Annotated in this window: 16 protein-coding genes and 1 other annotated feature; of the genes, 13 read left to right on the top strand and 3 right to left on the bottom strand. The window is 42.0% G+C overall.

From position 1 onward, the window contains the following. Positions 1-5: 5 nt before the first annotated feature. On the bottom strand, positions 6-785 hold the full coding sequence (locus MHH54_RS13060; protein WP_342500317.1) for an HAD family hydrolase: 780 nt from the start codon (positions 783-785) through the stop codon (positions 6-8). Between the two features lie 175 nt (positions 786-960). Between MHH54_RS13060 and MHH54_RS13055 the strand changes: the two genes are divergently transcribed. The 8 genes from MHH54_RS13055 (at position 961) to MHH54_RS13020 (ending at position 6,536) form a co-directional block, all read left to right on the top strand. Further along, complete coding sequence (locus tag MHH54_RS13055; protein ID WP_003216542.1) at positions 961-2,718, top strand: sensor histidine kinase; 1,758 nt, start codon at positions 961-963, stop codon at positions 2,716-2,718. Next, positions 2,715-3,452: a LytTR family transcriptional regulator DNA-binding domain-containing protein gene (locus MHH54_RS13050; RefSeq protein WP_003216174.1), complete on the top strand. Its 738-nt coding sequence runs from the start codon at positions 2,715-2,717 to the stop codon at positions 3,450-3,452. Before MHH54_RS13055 ends, MHH54_RS13050 begins: the two co-directional genes overlap by 4 nt. A gap of 137 nt (positions 3,453-3,589) precedes the next feature. Continuing rightward, positions 3,590-4,033 (top strand): antiholin-like murein hydrolase modulator LrgA, encoded by a 444-nt coding sequence (gene lrgA / locus MHH54_RS13045; RefSeq protein ID WP_003216712.1) that lies wholly within the window; start codon positions 3,590-3,592, stop codon positions 4,031-4,033. Positions 4,034-4,047: 14 nt separating this feature from the next. Next, positions 4,048-4,743, top strand: a complete 696-nt coding sequence (gene lrgB / locus MHH54_RS13040; protein WP_189282658.1) for an antiholin-like protein LrgB — start codon at positions 4,048-4,050, stop codon at positions 4,741-4,743. A gap of 128 nt (positions 4,744-4,871) precedes the next feature. Beyond that, positions 4,872-5,003 (top strand) — a sequence feature (ribosomal protein L20 leader region). Positions 5,004-5,074: 71 nt separating this feature from the next. After that, the gene (infC, locus tag MHH54_RS13035) at positions 5,075-5,590 is read left to right on the top strand and encodes a translation initiation factor IF-3 (RefSeq protein ID WP_034620611.1); all 516 of its coding nucleotides are present in this window, start codon (positions 5,075-5,077) and stop codon (positions 5,588-5,590) included. A gap of 24 nt (positions 5,591-5,614) precedes the next feature. After that, a complete protein-coding gene (gene rpmI / locus MHH54_RS13030) occupies positions 5,615-5,815 on the top strand; it encodes a 50S ribosomal protein L35 (protein WP_003216324.1) in 201 nt (66 codons plus the stop codon). Between the two features lie 31 nt (positions 5,816-5,846). Next, complete coding sequence (gene rplT / locus MHH54_RS13025; protein ID WP_003216409.1) at positions 5,847-6,206, top strand: 50S ribosomal protein L20; 360 nt, start codon at positions 5,847-5,849, stop codon at positions 6,204-6,206. A gap of 63 nt (positions 6,207-6,269) precedes the next feature. Further along, the gene (locus MHH54_RS13020) at positions 6,270-6,536 is read left to right on the top strand and encodes a DUF1294 domain-containing protein (RefSeq protein WP_044139938.1); all 267 of its coding nucleotides are present in this window, start codon (positions 6,270-6,272) and stop codon (positions 6,534-6,536) included. Between the two features lie 17 nt (positions 6,537-6,553). On the opposite strand, the gene MHH54_RS13015 is transcribed toward MHH54_RS13020, so the two are convergent. After that, entirely contained in the window at positions 6,554-6,958 is a 405-nt protein-coding gene (locus MHH54_RS13015) for a hypothetical protein (protein ID WP_003216690.1), read from the bottom strand. Positions 6,959-7,137: 179 nt separating this feature from the next. On the opposite strand from MHH54_RS13015, the gene MHH54_RS13010 reads away from it, so the two are divergent. Continuing rightward, positions 7,138-8,226, top strand: a complete 1,089-nt coding sequence (locus tag MHH54_RS13010; RefSeq protein ID WP_003216206.1) for a M42 family metallopeptidase — start codon at positions 7,138-7,140, stop codon at positions 8,224-8,226. A gap of 352 nt (positions 8,227-8,578) precedes the next feature. Then, positions 8,579-10,375 carry a carbon starvation protein CstA gene (gene cstA, locus MHH54_RS13005; protein WP_342500316.1) on the top strand — a complete coding sequence of 599 codons (1,797 nt, stop codon included), beginning with the start codon at positions 8,579-8,581 and terminating at the stop codon, positions 10,373-10,375. Between the two features lie 41 nt (positions 10,376-10,416). On the opposite strand, the gene sspI is transcribed toward cstA, so the two are convergent. After that, positions 10,417-10,638: a small acid-soluble spore protein SspI gene (gene sspI / locus MHH54_RS13000; protein ID WP_003216243.1), complete on the bottom strand. Its 222-nt coding sequence runs from the start codon at positions 10,636-10,638 to the stop codon at positions 10,417-10,419. Positions 10,639-10,751: 113 nt separating this feature from the next. Here sspI and MHH54_RS12995 point away from each other — a divergent pair, with 113 nt between their 5' ends. The 3 genes from MHH54_RS12995 to pheT all read left to right on the top strand — a co-directional run bounded on the left by MHH54_RS12995 (position 10,752) and on the right by pheT (position 15,337). After that, entirely contained in the window at positions 10,752-11,495 is a 744-nt protein-coding gene (locus MHH54_RS12995) for an RNA methyltransferase (protein WP_106029045.1), read from the top strand. Between the two features lie 377 nt (positions 11,496-11,872). Further along, positions 11,873-12,907 (top strand): phenylalanine--tRNA ligase subunit alpha, encoded by a 1,035-nt coding sequence (gene pheS / locus MHH54_RS12990; RefSeq protein WP_050943608.1) that lies wholly within the window; start codon positions 11,873-11,875, stop codon positions 12,905-12,907. Positions 12,908-12,922: 15 nt separating this feature from the next. After that, on the top strand, positions 12,923-15,337 hold the full coding sequence (gene pheT, locus MHH54_RS12985; protein ID WP_342500315.1) for a phenylalanine--tRNA ligase subunit beta: 2,415 nt from the start codon (positions 12,923-12,925) through the stop codon (positions 15,335-15,337). Positions 15,338-15,343: the final 6 nt, after the last annotated feature.

The following is a 15,343-nucleotide window of genomic DNA, read 5'->3' as shown; positions in this document are numbered from 1 at the left end:
TTGTTCTATTTTAATATATCAAACAATTCATGTAAGTCTTTGATTTCATAATCTGGCGTTACATCTGTTTCGTTCTTTTTGCCATGTCGATTGATCCAAACGGTTTGAATCCCGGCTCGAGATGCCCCAAGAATATCTGTTTTTGGATTATCTCCTACCATGATCACATCGTCTTTTGTTAGATTTAACAGCTGAAGGCAGTGCTCAAAGATGCTAGGGTCAGGTTTGCCTTTCCCGTAATCTCCTGAAATGACAATTTCATTAAAATAAGGTGCAAGCTCAGGAACACCGGCCAGTTTTTCCTTTTGAAGACTAGGATCTCCGTTTGTTAAAAGGAGCAATTCATAGCTGCCTTTCAGACGGTCTAAAACAGGGTACGTTTCTTCATAGACAAATGGGCGTTTTCTCCGCTCTGCTGCAAAGAAATCAGCCAAATATTGTCCAAATGCCTCATCGTCAATTCCTGCTTCTTTTAAGCCATTGGTCCAAGCGTTCTTGCGGTACTCTGGTGCAAGGGCATTCAATTTTTGAAAGCCTTCGCTAATCGGTTCACTAAAATTGGACCACAGTCCTTCGAAAGGATTAATTCCGATCATGACAGTATAATCATATGTTTCATAGGACGAATACAGCTTTCTTGCTTCTTCACGAACAATCTGTTCAAATGTTTCTGGATTCAGTCCATATTTCTTTTCCGCTTCGCGGCATGTTTCCTGAAAAGTGGTGTGAATGCTTTTTTCATCCCAAAGCAAAGTATCATCTAAATCGAAAATTACGGCTTTCATGATCTTCTCCCTTGTTATGTATGTGTTACCTTCAATTGCAAGTGACGGCTCAAGTTCATTTTACAATAGAAGATGAGGGCAATAAAGAAAAGATTTGAGAGATATTTGAACATTGACCGCACATGATAGAATAGAAAGACAGTAAATAATACATACATCAATTGAGGTGGCAGGTTTGCTTCATTTAATTATTATGATGATCGAGCGTGTTGGGATCATCGTTATTTTAGGGTTTGTGCTTGCCCATGTGAAGGGCTTTCGCAATCTATTGCTTCATAATGAAGGATTTCAAAAAAAGGCAGTCCTTGTCTTTATTTTTGCTTCTTTTAGTATTATCAGCAATTACACAGGAATTGAAATCCAGCAGCAGATGGTCATGAATCATGAGTTTTCCTATCATCTCGGCTCGTCAAGCTCAATTGCCAATACGAGAATCATGGGAATCGAAATGGGCGGATTAATAGGAGGGCCGTTTGTTGGCATTGGTGCAGGGCTTCTAGCTGGTATTCATCGCTATTCATTAGGAGGAAGCACGGCACTCAGCTGTGCGATTTCTTCGATTTTAGCCGGTGTGATTGCAGGTTATGTCGGCAGCAGGTTTAAGCGGAAGAATCGAATGGTGACACCTCGCCAAGCCGCACTTTTTGGTGTGGCAATGGAATCCTTGCAGATGATTATTATCCTTCTATTTGCAAAGCCATTTGTTGATGCTTGGGGGCTTGTGAGTATTATTGCCCTGCCGATGATTTTTGTGAATGGAATTGGCAGCTTTATCTTTTTATCGATTTTACAGTCAGTCATTCGGCAAGAAGAGCAGGCAAAGGCGATGCAGACACACCGTGTATTTTCAATCGCCGATCAAACGCTGCCTTTCTTCCGCCAAGGGTTAAATGAACAGTCATGTAAAAGCGTGGCGGAGATCATTCATCGATTAACAGAAACAGATGCGGTCTCCTTAACCGATACAGAAAAGATTTTAGCGCATGTTGGAGATGGGACAGATCATCATATTCCATCGAAAAGCCTCATTACAGGACTGTCGAAACAAGTATTGATGAGCGGCAAAATTATGAAGGCGCATTCGAAAGATGAAATCAATTGTTCAGTCACCCATTGCCCGCTTCAAGCGGCGATTGTGCTGCCCCTCACCTCCAATGGTCAAACGATCGGAACGTTAAAAATGTATTTCAATTCTCCGGTCGGATTAAGCAGGGTAGAGGAGGAGCTTGCAGAAGGCTTGGCGATGCTGTTTTCCACACAGCTTGAGCTTGGGGAGGCAGAAACCCAAAGCCGTCTGCTAAAAGATGCAGAGATCAAAGCACTTCAAGCGCAAGTGAATCCGCACTTTTTATTTAACGCCATTAATACCATCTCTGTCTTGTGCAGAACGAACGTAGAGATGGCTAGGAAGCTGCTGCTTCAGCTGAGTATATATTTTCGATCCAATTTGCAAGGCGCCCGCCAGCTGCTCATTCCACTTCATAAAGAAATTCAGCATGTAGAAGCATATTTGTCACTTGAACAAGCAAGGTTTCCAAATAAATACCACGTGACCTTTCAAATTGAAAAGGAGCTAGAGCAGGTGATGATTCCGCCATTTGTGCTTCAGGTGCTTGTTGAAAATGCAGTGAGACACGCATTTCCTAAACATCAAACGAGCTGTGAAGTCATCGTATCTGCTGTGATGAAAGATGGGCATGTTTATATGAAAGTGACGGATAATGGACAGGGAATCGAGAATGACAAGATGGCTCAGTTATTAAAAGCGCCTGTTGAATCCAAAGAAGGAACAGGTACGGCTCTTTTTAATTTAGATCAGCGGTTAAGAGGGATTTTTGGCAGACAAGCCGCTCTATCTATTCATAGCGGCCAAGGCACTGACATCTCATTTCGCATTCCAATGGACTATGTAAAAGAGGATGATTTTCGTTGATAAATGTATTAATCGTAGATGATGAAGTGTTAGCAAGAGACGAATTAAAATACTTATTACGCAGAACGAAAGAGGATGTTCAAATAGAGGAAGCAGAAAATATAGAATCAGCTTTTGACCGGATGGTGGATCATAAGCCGGACCTGCTCTTTTTAGACATTGATTTATCTGGTGAAAATGGATTTGATATTGCCAAAAGGCTCAACCGGATGTCTGATCCGCCAGCGATTGTATTTGCGACAGCCTTTGATCAGTATGCGCTGAAGGCGTTTGAGGTCAGTGCGCTCGATTATTTAACAAAACCATTTGATGAAGAACGGCTTTTGCAAACGATCCAAAAGTTTAAAAAGTGGAAATCTGTTGAGACGCAAGACCACCAGCTGTCAGATGAGAGAATACCCCATCAGCAAAAGCTAGCCATTTCAGTTGATGACTCAATTGTCATTCTGCAAGTAGAAGAGATCATGTATGTAGGGCTCAGTGAAGGGAAAAAGGTCGTGAAAACAAAGGATCACATGTATGAGGTCACAGAACCGCTTGTGGTCATTGAAAAGAAACTCCCTGAGGCTTACTTTATGAGGGTTCATCGAAGCTATATCGTGAACACCTCTCATATGAAAGAAGTACAGCCGTGGTTTAATTCGACGTATAATCTACATATGACAGACGGGTCGATTATTCCTGTCAGCCGCACTTACGCCAAAGAACTAAAGAAGTCGCTCCTGCTAGAGTAGGACGGCTTTTTTTAATTGTATTTCAATACTCGTTTTCTGCATTTCATTCATTGAATCCGGCGAGTTTGATTGTAAACGCTTCATTCATTTATTTCATGCCGTATACTGAGGGCAGTCGAAGAAAGAGGTGAAGGGGCATGAGTGCCACTAAAGTATACGGATTTCTATCTCAAGCATTTATCTTTGCAACCGTAATGTTCGTTTCTAATCTCATTTCAATGTATTTACCAATTCCGATGCCTGCATCTGTGATTGGTCTGGTTCTATTATTTGTTTTGCTGACAACGAAAATCGTCAAACTGGAGCAAGTGGAGCAATTAGGTACATCATTGACAGGGCTCATTAGCTTTCTATTTGTTCCCTCTGGTATCTCGGTTATTCAATCACTAGGTGTCATGCAAGAAGTAGGTGTGCAAGTCGTCGGTGTCATTATCATTGCAACGATTATGTTACTTGCAGCGACAGGGCTATTCACGCAGCTTCTCATGCAATTATCAGACAAACCACAGAAACGTAAAGAGACAAAGGAGAGCAAATCGACTCCTTCTCATTCTAATAAACCAGCTTCAAGTACGCATTAAAGGAGAGATGCAGGATGGGTACAAGTACAATGAGTCCTTATTTTGGTATAGTCGTCTCATTGGTCGCCTTTGGAATCGGTACATTCTTATTTAAAAAATCAAAAGGCTTCTTCTTATTTACACCACTTTTTGTCGCCATGGTGTTAGGTATTTTATTTTTGAAAATTGGCGGTTTTTCTTATGCAGATTATAATGAGGGCGGCAAGATTATCAAGTTTTTCTTAGAGCCTGCGACCATTGCTTTCGCTATTCCGCTTTATAAGCAGCGCGCATTGCTTAAAAAATATTGGTGGCAGATTTTATCCGCTATTTTTGTAGGATCACTTTGTTCCATTACAATTGTGTATGTCGTAGCAAAAGGCATTCATCTTGATGCGGCTGTAATGAAAAGTATGCTCCCACAGGCAGCGACGACAGCGATTGCTCTTCCGATTGCAAAGGATATTGGCGGAATTGCAGATATCACAGCCTTTGCGGTCATATTTAATGCAGTCATTGTGTATGCACTAGGTGCTTTCTTCTTAAAATGGTTTCGAATTAAAAATCCAGTGGCAAAAGGGCTTGCACTCGGTACATCAGGACATGCACTTGGCGTCTCTGTTGGGATTGAGATGGGTGAAGTGGAAGCGGCCATGGCAAGTATTGCTGTTGTGGTCGTAGGGGTTGTGACCGTCATCGTCATCCCAATCTTTATGCAATTGATTCTTTGATGACGTCATTGTTTTGAAAAGCCTTGCCCAATTCGTTTAATCATGCTAAAATGAAAAAGTTGTTTCAAGAGTTCGGTTACTTGACGGACAAATGAAAATTGTGTAGAATAATTAACGAATTGAATAGATATCACAAGCAGAAGCACCCGCTTCTCACCTGATTGACACGTGTTTGTAGTTGACAGGTTGACCGTACATTTATTTTTTCATGCAAATGTTCGCAGTGTGGGTGTTTTATATGCCCACACTTTTTGTTTGCCTGTAAAACATACAACGAAATGGTCAAAATGAATTGTGAACTCAATTCAAAATCTCATGGAGGTGGCTCACTATTAGCAAAGATCAATTAGTTAATGAAGGTATTCGTGCGCGTGAAGTTCGTTTGATCGGACAAAATGGCGATCAGCTGGGGATTAAAACCCGCCAGGAAGCTCTGGAAATTGCTACGAAAGCCAATCTTGACCTTGTGTTAGTTGCTGCAAATGCAAAACCACCTGTTTGCCGAATCATGGACTATGGTAAGTTCCGATTCGAACAGCAGAAGAAGGATAAAGAGGCACGTAAGAATCAAAAAATCATTAGCTTAAAAGAAGTTCGGTTGAGCCCGACAATTGATGAACATGATTTTAACACGAAGCTCCGTAATGCAATCAAATTCCTTGAAAAGGGCGATAAAGTGAAAGCTTCTATCCGCTTTAAAGGGCGTGCGATTACGCATAAAGAAATCGGACAGCGCGTGTTAGACCGTTTCTCTGAAGCTTGCGCTGAAGTAGCAACAGTAGAAACAAAACCTAAGATGGACGGACGTAGCATGTTCCTCATGCTTGCACCAAAAGTCGAAAAGTAAAGTAACAGAGGGAGGAAATATCCAATGCCAAAAATGAAAACTCACCGCGGATCTGCTAAACGTTTCAAAAAAACAGGTTCTGGTAAACTTAAACGTTCTCATGCGTACACAAGTCACCTGTTCGCTAACAAATCTACAAAGCAAAAACGTAAATTGCGTAAGAGCGCAATCGTAAGTGCTGGAGATTTCAAACGTATCAAACAACAACTTGCAAACATCAAGTAATTTGGAATAGGAATCATAGGAGGGAATTACAATGCCAAGAGTAAAAGGCGGAACTGTGTCGCGTCAGCGTCGTAAAAAGGTTCTTAAATTAGCAAAAGGTTATTTCGGTTCAAAACATAGATTATACAAAGTAGCAAACCAACAGGTGATGAAATCTGGAAACTACGCTTTCCGTGACCGTCGTCAGAAAAAACGTGACTTCCGTAAACTATGGATCACTCGTATCAATGCTGCAGCTCGTATGAACGGTCTTTCTTACAGCCGTTTAATGCATGGCCTAAAGCTTTCTGGTATCGAAGTAAACCGCAAAATGCTTGCTGACCTTGCTGTGAATGACCTAAGTGCATTCAATCAGCTTGCTGATGCTGCAAAAGCACAACTAGACAAGTAAGTCATATGAAAGATCATTCCGTCGAGGGGTGATCTTTTTTGCTCATCATGTGAGGTGAAATGAATGAATATCGCGTTGATTGTGCTGCTGATCTTGGTAAATGGCTATGGTTTCTTTCTCATGGGAGAGGACAAACGCCGGGCAAAAGCGCATAAATGGAGAATTTCAGAGGCGCACTTATGGAGTGCTGCCGTGCTTTTTGGGGCTTTCGGATCGTATCTAGGGATGCAGTATTTCCGTCATAAAACAAAGCATCCTGCCTTTCAAATTGGCATGCCAGTGTTAATCATGGTGCAGTTGATCATATTAGGATATATCAAGTTCATCTGAAAAAGGAGCAGACGCCATCAAGACGGCGTGTCTGCTCCTTTTTTTTGTTTGATTTTTTTAATGGGCTGATCCCAATCAATTTTTGTTTGAGGATAACGCTCGATAATGTTTTCCTCCAATTTTTCAAAGTCTTCTAATGTAAATTCACTTAGCTTCTCAGGTGACTCCGTCCAAACGTAAATGGAGTGGACAAATAGAGGATGATCCTTAGAAGGAACATGCTTCTCCCCTTCAAACAAGACACCTTTATAGACGAAATTAAAATTTTTACGTGCATTTTGTTGTTCGTCCATAAAATAAAAGCCTTCTTTTAATTGTGCTTGTTTCAGCTTTCTTCTCGGATTTGAGAAGAATTTTACCGCCATGTAGAAGATGTAGACAAGCAGTGCAACAAGAGCTAGTCTAATGAGGATTACAAACATGACAGGATGCACCTCCAATACCGTTATCTGATGTACTACGAATGAAAAGGCCAAAAGGTTTCAACTTTTTTTAAAAAAATATTTCGGAAAACGAAAAAATATTCATAAAAAGATCGTATTGAACGAAAAAGGTTTTGTATAATAAGAATGCACCATGAAGATAAAGGAGGATATATGGAATGACAAAGCTAGATCAAACATTAACTATGCTGAAAGACCTAACGGATGCAAAAGGGATTCCAGGAAATGAACGTGATGTCAAAAAAGTCATGCAGACATACATAGAATCATATGCAGATGAAGTCTCCAGTGACCGCCTTGGCAGCTTAATTGCTAAGAAGGAAGGAAACGCAAACGGACCTAAAATTATGCTTGCTGGTCACTTAGATGAAGTAGGATTCATGGTGACAAAAATTGATGACAAAGGCTACATTCGCTTCCAAACTGTCGGCGGATGGTGGTCACAGGTCATGCTCGCGCAGCGTGTGACGATTGTAACGAAAAAGGGAGACATAACAGGTGTGATTGGCTCAAAGCCGCCGCACGTCTTGTCACCTGAAGCTCGAAAAAAATCGATCGAGATGACAGATATGTTTATTGATATCGGTGCATCAAGCAAAGAACAGGCAATGGAGTGGGGCGTTCTGCCTGGAGATCAAATCGTCCCTTATTTTGAGTTTACAGTGATGAATGATGAAAAAATGCTCCTTGCAAAAGCATGGGACAACCGTATCGGCTGTGCAGTTGCGATTGATGTCATGAAGAACTTACACAATACTCAGCATGAGAATATTGCTTACAGTGTTGCAACTGTACAAGAGGAAGTTGGCCTGCGTGGTGCCAAAACAGCAGCGGCTACAATCCAGCCTGATATTGGATTTGCCATTGATGTTGGTGTAGCAGGAGACACACCGGGCATTACTGAAAAAGAAGCAACAAGCAAACTTGGCAAAGGACCAACGATTGTTGTATTTGATGCTTCTATGGTATCGCATAAAGGGCTTCGGGATTTTGTTGTCCAAACAGCGGATGAATTGAACATTCCGTACCAATATGACTCTATGCCTGGCGGCGGGACAGATGCTGGCGGTATCCATTTAACAGGTCATGGTGTGCCATCACTATCGATCGGGATACCAAGTAGATATATTCATACCCATGCAGCGATGATTCACCGAGATGATTATGAAAATGCAGTGAAGCTTTTAACAGAAGTGATCAAAAGACTTGATCAAAAAACGGTTGAGCAGATCACGTACGGTTCTTAAGTAAGAAAGCCTTTCCTCAGTATAGGGGAAGGGCTTTTTTTATTTCATTGAATTTCCCAGGAAATGAACTGTCATTTTAAGTTACGCCAAAAGAACTGTTTTTGAGAGAAGAAGAAAAAATATTCTAGTGAATAAGGCACATGTGATCTGGCTTTTATTTTTGTAAGATGAAAGCAATAAAAAGGACAGAGCCTAAAGAAAGCCCTGTCAAAAGAGAGTTTATGGAAGTAGGTGAAGCTACCTTAAGAATAAACATATTATTCTTATTTGTCAACTTGGTTTTAAAGGAGAGAAAAATCAATCAATTTATGTTATATTTGTAACAAATTGTTTGTGCAAAGGGGATGGTTAAATGAATGCGGTTACAATTGTCATAGCATCTATGTGTATTTTAGCGATTGCCTATCGTCTTTATGGCACATTTATGATGGTCAAGGTCTTAAAGGTGACAGACGATCATCCTACACCGGCTCACACATTAGAGGACGGGAAGGATTATGTGCCAACCAATAAATGGGTCACATTTGGGCATCACTTTGCTGCGATTGCAGCTGCAGGTCCGTTAGTGGGTCCGATTTTAGCTGCGCAATTCGGGTATTTACCGGGTCTCCTTTGGCTGTTAATTGGCGCAGTGATAGGCGGAGCTGTACATGATCTTGTCGTCTTATTTGCGTCGATGCGAAAAAAGGGGAAATCGTTATCAGAGGTAGCGAAGGAAGAGCTAGGACCTGTCGCAGGATTTTGTACAGGGCTTGCGATGCTGTTTATCATTACGATCACAATGGCAGGACTGTCTATGGTTGTGCTTCATGCGTTAGAACGTAACCCTTGGGGGACATTTGCAGTCGGAATCACGATTCCAATTGCGATGGGGGTTGGTCTTTATTATAAAAAGACAGGCAATTTAAAACTGGCGACAACTGCGGGATTTATTTTGCTGATGGTTGGTGTATTCCTTGGGCCGAATATTCAAGGAACGGCACTTGGCGATCTTTTAACACTTGATACAAAAACACTTGCTCTTGCCTTGCCGATCTATGCTTTTTTTGCTGCGGCATTGCCGGTTTGGCTGCTGCTCGCACCGAGGGACTATTTAAGCAGCTTTATGAAAATAGGTGTTTTTATCGCATTGATTGCTGGAATCTTTGTCGTCAATCCAACGATTCAATTCCCAGCCTTTACGGAGTTTGTGAATGGAGGAGGTCCTGTTTTAGCTGGTCCTGTCTGGCCTTTTATTTCAATAACCATTGCTTGCGGTGCCATATCTGGTTTCCACGCATTTGTTGGATCTGGGACAACACCTAAAATGCTTGACCGCTGGAGTGATATGAAGCCTGTCGCTTTTGGCGCAATGCTAGTAGAATGTCTAGTTGGAATTATGGCGTTAATTGCCGCTACCGCTCTTCATCCAGGCGATTATTTTGCGATAAACAGTACGCCAGAAGTGTTCAGAACACTCGGGATGAGTGTCGAGAACCTTCCGCAGCTGAGTAAGGAAATTGGTCTTGATTTAGAAGGAAGAACGGGTGGAGCTGTGACATTAGCTGTAGGGATGGCGTATATCTTTACGGGAATTCCGTTCTTTAGTCATTTGGCGTCTTATTTTTTCCAATTCGTCATTATGTTTGAGGCCGTCTTTATTTTAACCGCTATTGATGCAGGGACACGTGTGGCACGATATTTGATTCAAGACTTCTTTGGCGAAGCTTATAAACCGCTTAAACGAAATGACTGGGTCCCTGGGTCGGTGTTCGCAAGTGCGTTTGCTTGTTTTATGTGGGGGTACTTGCTTTACTCTGGAGACATCGGGTCCATTTGGGCACTATTTGGGGTATCAAACCAGTTAATGGCATCGGTCGGTCTCATCATAGGAGCAACCGTTGTCTTAAAAATTGCAGATAAAAGGCGATATATGCTGACTTGTTTAATTCCACTTGCTTACTTATATGTGACAGTGAATTATGCGGGCTATTGGATGGTAGCAAATGTATACCTTAATCCCGAGGCAGCAGGTTACAGCGTGCTGAATGCTGTGCTGTCAATCATTATGCTGATCTTAGGATTTGTGATTATTGTGTTTGCGATTAAAAAATGGGTCGACATTTGGCGTGATCCAGCGCTTCGGATGGAAACACCGATCACTGGCTAAATGAAAAAGCCGGTTTGCTATGATAAGCAAACCGGCTTCTTTTATTGCTGCTGATGAGGCTTTAAGCCTTGCTCTAATGTTTCAAGAATCTCGTTTTTCTCGTTTTCTGATGCTTCTTGCCATAGCACTTCGAACAACACGCCAAGGCCTGGCAGCATTTTTTCCTCACCGCTTTGAATGGCATCTAAAATCGTATGCTCAAGCTGCTCTTGATTATGGCCAGTGATGTTTTGAATGACTGCGCCTCTTAAATTAAAATCCATTGCCCACACTCCTTTTTTGATGGTAATAGCCCTATTCTGTCTCAAAGACAGGTTTATTATGTAGTGTGCATGAGATATAATAAATTCATGATATTTAAAGGAGTTAAAGTCGCTTGAAATATATAGAATCAGCTAAAAACACAAACATTAAACAGTGGAAAAAGCTCCATACGAAAAAAGAACGAACGAAAACGGGGCTGTTTCTCGTGGAGGGAATCCACTTAGTGGAAGAAGCATTGAAGAGCGGAGTTGTGAAAGAATTAATGGTCACATCGCCTGATAAGCTTCCTTTTCATATTGATCCGGACATTGAACTTTATGAACTGAGCGAGGAAGCCTTTTCTGCCATGACCGAAACGGAAACGCCTCAGCACATCGCGGCAGTTTGTACAGTTCCTGTATTTGAAGAAAAGAAGTATGAACGACTTCTTCTATTAGATGCAGTGCAGGACCCAGGGAATCTAGGCACACTCATTCGGACAGCAGATGCCGCTGGACTTGATGCTGTGATCTTAGGCGATGGAACAGTGGATGCGTTTAACGGAAAAACGCTCCGTTCCGCACAAGGGTCACATTTCCACCTGCCCATTTTAAAGCAAAGCCTTCAGCAGACCATACCAGCATGTAAGGAGCAAGGCATTCCTGTATACGGAAGTGCTCTAAACAATGCGAAAGCGTATAGAAGCGTAACGGCAGAAGGTTCGTTTGCATTAATTGTGGGCAATGAAGGCGCGGGTATAAACCCAGAGATTCTGCAAATGACAGACCATAATTTATATGTGCCAATGTATGGACAGGCAGAATCATTAAATGTGGCTGTTGCAGCAGCTGTTCTTGTCTATCATTTGCGTGGATAGTGTTGCAACATGCGCTTATTTTCACTATAATGAAACTAATATTTTAAAAACCATGATAGAGGAAGATTGTTTCAAGGAGCGGCCTTATAGGGAGAATGCATCGTAGACTGAAAGTGCATTTAAGGAATGCTGAAACAGGAATTCACCTCTGGAGTTGTCACCGGGACCGCAAGCTTTGCGTAAAGGTGAACCGGATTCGTTTGATTCCGTTATGTCAATGAAGCTTATTCGCACATGTATTTGTGCTTAACAAGGGTGGTACCGCGACCACAACTCGTCCCTTCTTTTCTAGAGGAGACGGGTTTTTTTATTGTCTTCAAACGATCAAACAGCCGTTTATCCAGACGGTTTTGTATATCAAAAGGAGGATTACACTCATGCAAGAAACGTTAAAACAGCTTGAATTAGAAGCGATAGCGAAGGTTGAAGCAGCTAGCTCGCTCAAAGAAGTCAATGACATTCGTGTTCAATATTTAGGGAAAAAAGGGCCGATCACAGAGGTGCTTCGCGGAATGGGCAAGCTTTCCGCAGAAGAAAGACCAAAAATGGGCGCACTCGCAAACGAAGTGAGAGAGCAGATTGCTGGTGCTATTGCTGAAAAAAATGAACAGCTAGAAAAAGAAGAAGTGAAGAAGAAACTTGCGTCACAAACGATCGATGTTACATTGCCAGCAAGCCCAATCAAAATGGGGGCAAGACATCCATTAACGATTGTTGTCGAAGATATTGAAGATTTATTTATTGGTATGGGCTATACCGTTGAGGAAGGTCCTGAGGTAGAAACGGATTATTATAACTTTGAAGCGCTGAATCTTCCAAAGGAGCATCCGGCACGTGATATGCAGGACAGCTTCTATATTACCGAGGATACACTACTCAGAACACAAACGTCACCAGTTCAAGCACGTACACTTGAAAAATATAAAGGACAAGGTCCTGTGAAGATCATCTGCCCTGGGAAAGTATATAGACGAGACAGTGATGACGCGACTCATTCACATCAATTTATGCAGATTGAAGGGCTTGTTGTCGATCACAATATTAGTATGAGTGATCTAAAAGGTACGCTAGAGACAGTGGCGAGAAAAATGTTTGGTGAAGATCGTGAAATTAGACTGCGTCCAAGCTTTTTCCCATTCACAGAACCATCTGTCGAAGTGGATGTGTCTTGCTTTAAATGCGGCGGGAAAGGCTGTTCTGTATGTAAAGGAACAGGCTGGATTGAAATTTTAGGAGCTGGGATGGTTCATCCAAATGTCCTGAAGATGAGCGGATTTGATCCAGAAACTTACCAAGGCTTTGCTTTTGGAATGGGTGTTGAACGGATTGCAATGCTCAAATACGGCATTGATGATATTCGCCATTTCTACACAAATGATATTAGATTCACAAAGCAATTCAAGCAGGACTAAGAGGAGGAAATCAACATGTTTGTTTCATATAAATGGTTAGAAGACTATGTCGATTTAGAAGGCATTCAGCCGGATGAATTAGCAGAAAAAATCACAAGAAGCGGAATTGAAGTGGAAGCCGTTGAATATAAAGGCGAAGGCATTAAAGGAGTTGTCATTGGACACGTCGTGGAGCGAGAACAGCACCCAAATGCTGACAAATTAAACAAATGTCTCGTGGATATCGGAGAAGACGAACCTGTTCAAATTATTTGCGGAGCTCCGAATGTGGATAAAGGACAATATGTGGCTGTCGCAACGGTTGGCGCAGTCCTTCCTGGGAATTTTAAAATTAAAAAAGCAAAGCTGCGCGGCGAAGAGTCTCATGGAATGATTTGTTCTCTGCAAGAATTAGGTGTAGAAAGCAAACTCGTACCAAAGGAATATGCAGAAGGTATTTTTGTTTTCCCAAATGACGTCAAACCCGGAGATGATGCCCTTCAGGCACTTCAATTAGACGATGCGGTACTTGAGCTTGGCTTAACGCCAAACCGTGCGGATGCCCTGAATATGCTAGGTGTCGCCTATGAGGTTGCAGCCATTTTAGGGAAAGACATCAAACTTCCTGATACAGCACATGACACGTCTTCAGAAAAAGCAGCAGATTATATTTCGGTGAAAATTGAAGATCAAGAAGCGAATCCACTTTATGCTGCGAAGATCATTAAAAATGTAAAGATTGGACCAGCACCGCTTTGGATTCAAACAAGATTGATGAATGCAGGCATTCGCCCAATTAACAACGTCGTCGATATTACGAACTTTGTACTGCTTGAATACGGTCAGCCGCTTCATGCATTTGATTATGACCGCTTTGGTTCAAAGCAAGTGGTCGTACGTAAAGCGACTGATAGCGAAAGCATTCAAACACTTGATGAGCAAGAACGTACACTTTCATCAAAGCATCTTGTGATCACTAATGGAACGAAAGCGCACGCTGTCGCAGGCGTCATGGGCGGTCTTGAATCAGAGGTGCGTGATGAAACGACAACAATTCTTTTAGAAGCGGCATATTTCAACGGTCAAACAGTCCGTCAAGCATCTAGAGACTTAGGGCTTCGCAGTGAATCAAGCACACGATTTGAAAAAGGACTTGATCCGCAGCGTACGAAATCTGCAGCCGAAAGAGCAGCGCAACTGATCAGTCTCTATGCAGGTGGTGAAGTGCTAAGCGGGACTGTGGAGGAAAACCACCTTGAAACAAGTATGAATGTCATCCAAGTATCTACTGAGCGTGTGAACAAGGTGCTTGGCATGAGCATTTCAAAAGAAGATATGATTCAAATTTTCAACAAACTGGGCTTTACAGTAGGCGAATCAAATGACGTTCTTGTTGTAACGGTTCCTTCTCGCAGAATGGATATTACGATTGAAGAAGATCTCATTGAAGAAGTTGCGAGATTATATGGCTACGATAATATCCCGTCTACACTGCCTGCGACAGCTGGTACAGTTGGCGGTCTTACGCCATATCAAGTGAAGCGCAGAAAGGTGAGACGCTTCTTAGAAGGCGCAGGTCTTTCTCAAGCGATCACGTATTCATTGACAAATCAGCATAAGTCTACTGCCCTTGCATTGAATCCAGCTTATAAAACAAGACTTTCCCTGCCAATGAGTGAGGAACGAAGTGTACTCAGACAAAGTCTTCTGCCAAACTTACTTGATTCAGTTGCATATAACTTGGCAAGACAAGCTGATTCCTTTGGTTTTTATGAAACGGGTTCTGTGTTCTTAGCAGAAGCTGAAGGAGCAAAACCGGTGGAAAAAGAGCATGTCGCTGGTGCGCTGACAGGCTTATGGCATAAAAATCTTTGGCAGGGCGAGAAAAAAGCCGTCGATTTTTATGTAGCGAAAGGAATTGCAGAAGGTCTATTTGAAAAGCTTGGTGTATCAGACCAAATCACATATGTTCAAGCAGAGCGTGAGGGTCTTCACCCAGGTCGAACAGCAGATGTTCATTTAAATGGAAAAGTCATTGGGTTTGTTGCTGCACTTCATCCAGTCATTGAAAAGGAATTAGATTTAAAAGAAACATATGTCTTCGAGTTTGATTTAACAGATGTGATGACATCTGAATCGAAGGATATGAAATATACAGCGATTCCGAGATTCCCTGCTGTGACAAGAGATATTGCACTTGTTGTAGATCAGAATATCTCAAGCGGACAGCTGGAGCGCGTCATCTATGAGGCAGGCGGGGATTTACTGACAGACCTATCCGTCTTTGATGTGTATGAAGGTGAACATATGGAAGAAGGCAAAAAATCTGTTGCATTCTCTCTCCAATATCTAAATCCGGAACAAACATTGACAGAGGAAGAAGTCACGGCTGTTCATACAAACGTATTGAAAGCATTAGAAGATACGTATCAAGCCGTCTTGCGCGGTTAAAGAAAA

This window comes from Bacillus sp. FSL K6-4563 (assembly GCF_038630405.1).
Classification (GTDB): domain Bacteria; phylum Bacillota; class Bacilli; order Bacillales; family Bacillaceae; genus Bacillus; species Bacillus pumilus.
The sequence above is the reverse complement of the archived record's forward strand: the minus strand, read 5'-3'. Positions and strand labels throughout refer to the sequence as shown.

Coding starts and splice junctions, on each gene's coding strand:
- MHH54_RS13060 (WP_342500317.1), bottom strand. CDS start 785: ATGAAAGCCGTAATTTTCGATTTAGATGATACTTTGCTTTGGGATGAA.
- lrgA (WP_003216712.1), top strand. CDS start 3,590: ATGAGTGCCACTAAAGTATACGGATTTCTATCTCAAGCATTTATCTTT.
- lrgB (WP_189282658.1), top strand. CDS start 4,048: ATGGGTACAAGTACAATGAGTCCTTATTTTGGTATAGTCGTCTCATTG.
- rpmI (WP_003216324.1), top strand. CDS start 5,615: ATGCCAAAAATGAAAACTCACCGCGGATCTGCTAAACGTTTCAAAAAA.
- rplT (WP_003216409.1), top strand. CDS start 5,847: ATGCCAAGAGTAAAAGGCGGAACTGTGTCGCGTCAGCGTCGTAAAAAG.
- MHH54_RS13020 (WP_044139938.1), top strand. CDS start 6,270: ATGAATATCGCGTTGATTGTGCTGCTGATCTTGGTAAATGGCTATGGT.
- MHH54_RS13015 (WP_003216690.1), bottom strand. CDS start 6,958: ATGTTTGTAATCCTCATTAGACTAGCTCTTGTTGCACTGCTTGTCTAC.
- MHH54_RS13010 (WP_003216206.1), top strand. CDS start 7,138: ATGACAAAGCTAGATCAAACATTAACTATGCTGAAAGACCTAACGGAT.
- cstA (WP_342500316.1), top strand. CDS start 8,579: ATGAATGCGGTTACAATTGTCATAGCATCTATGTGTATTTTAGCGATT.
- sspI (WP_003216243.1), bottom strand. CDS start 10,638: ATGGATTTTAATTTAAGAGGCGCAGTCATTCAAAACATCACTGGCCAT.
- pheS (WP_050943608.1), top strand. CDS start 11,873: ATGCAAGAAACGTTAAAACAGCTTGAATTAGAAGCGATAGCGAAGGTT.
- pheT (WP_342500315.1), top strand. CDS start 12,923: ATGTTTGTTTCATATAAATGGTTAGAAGACTATGTCGATTTAGAAGGC.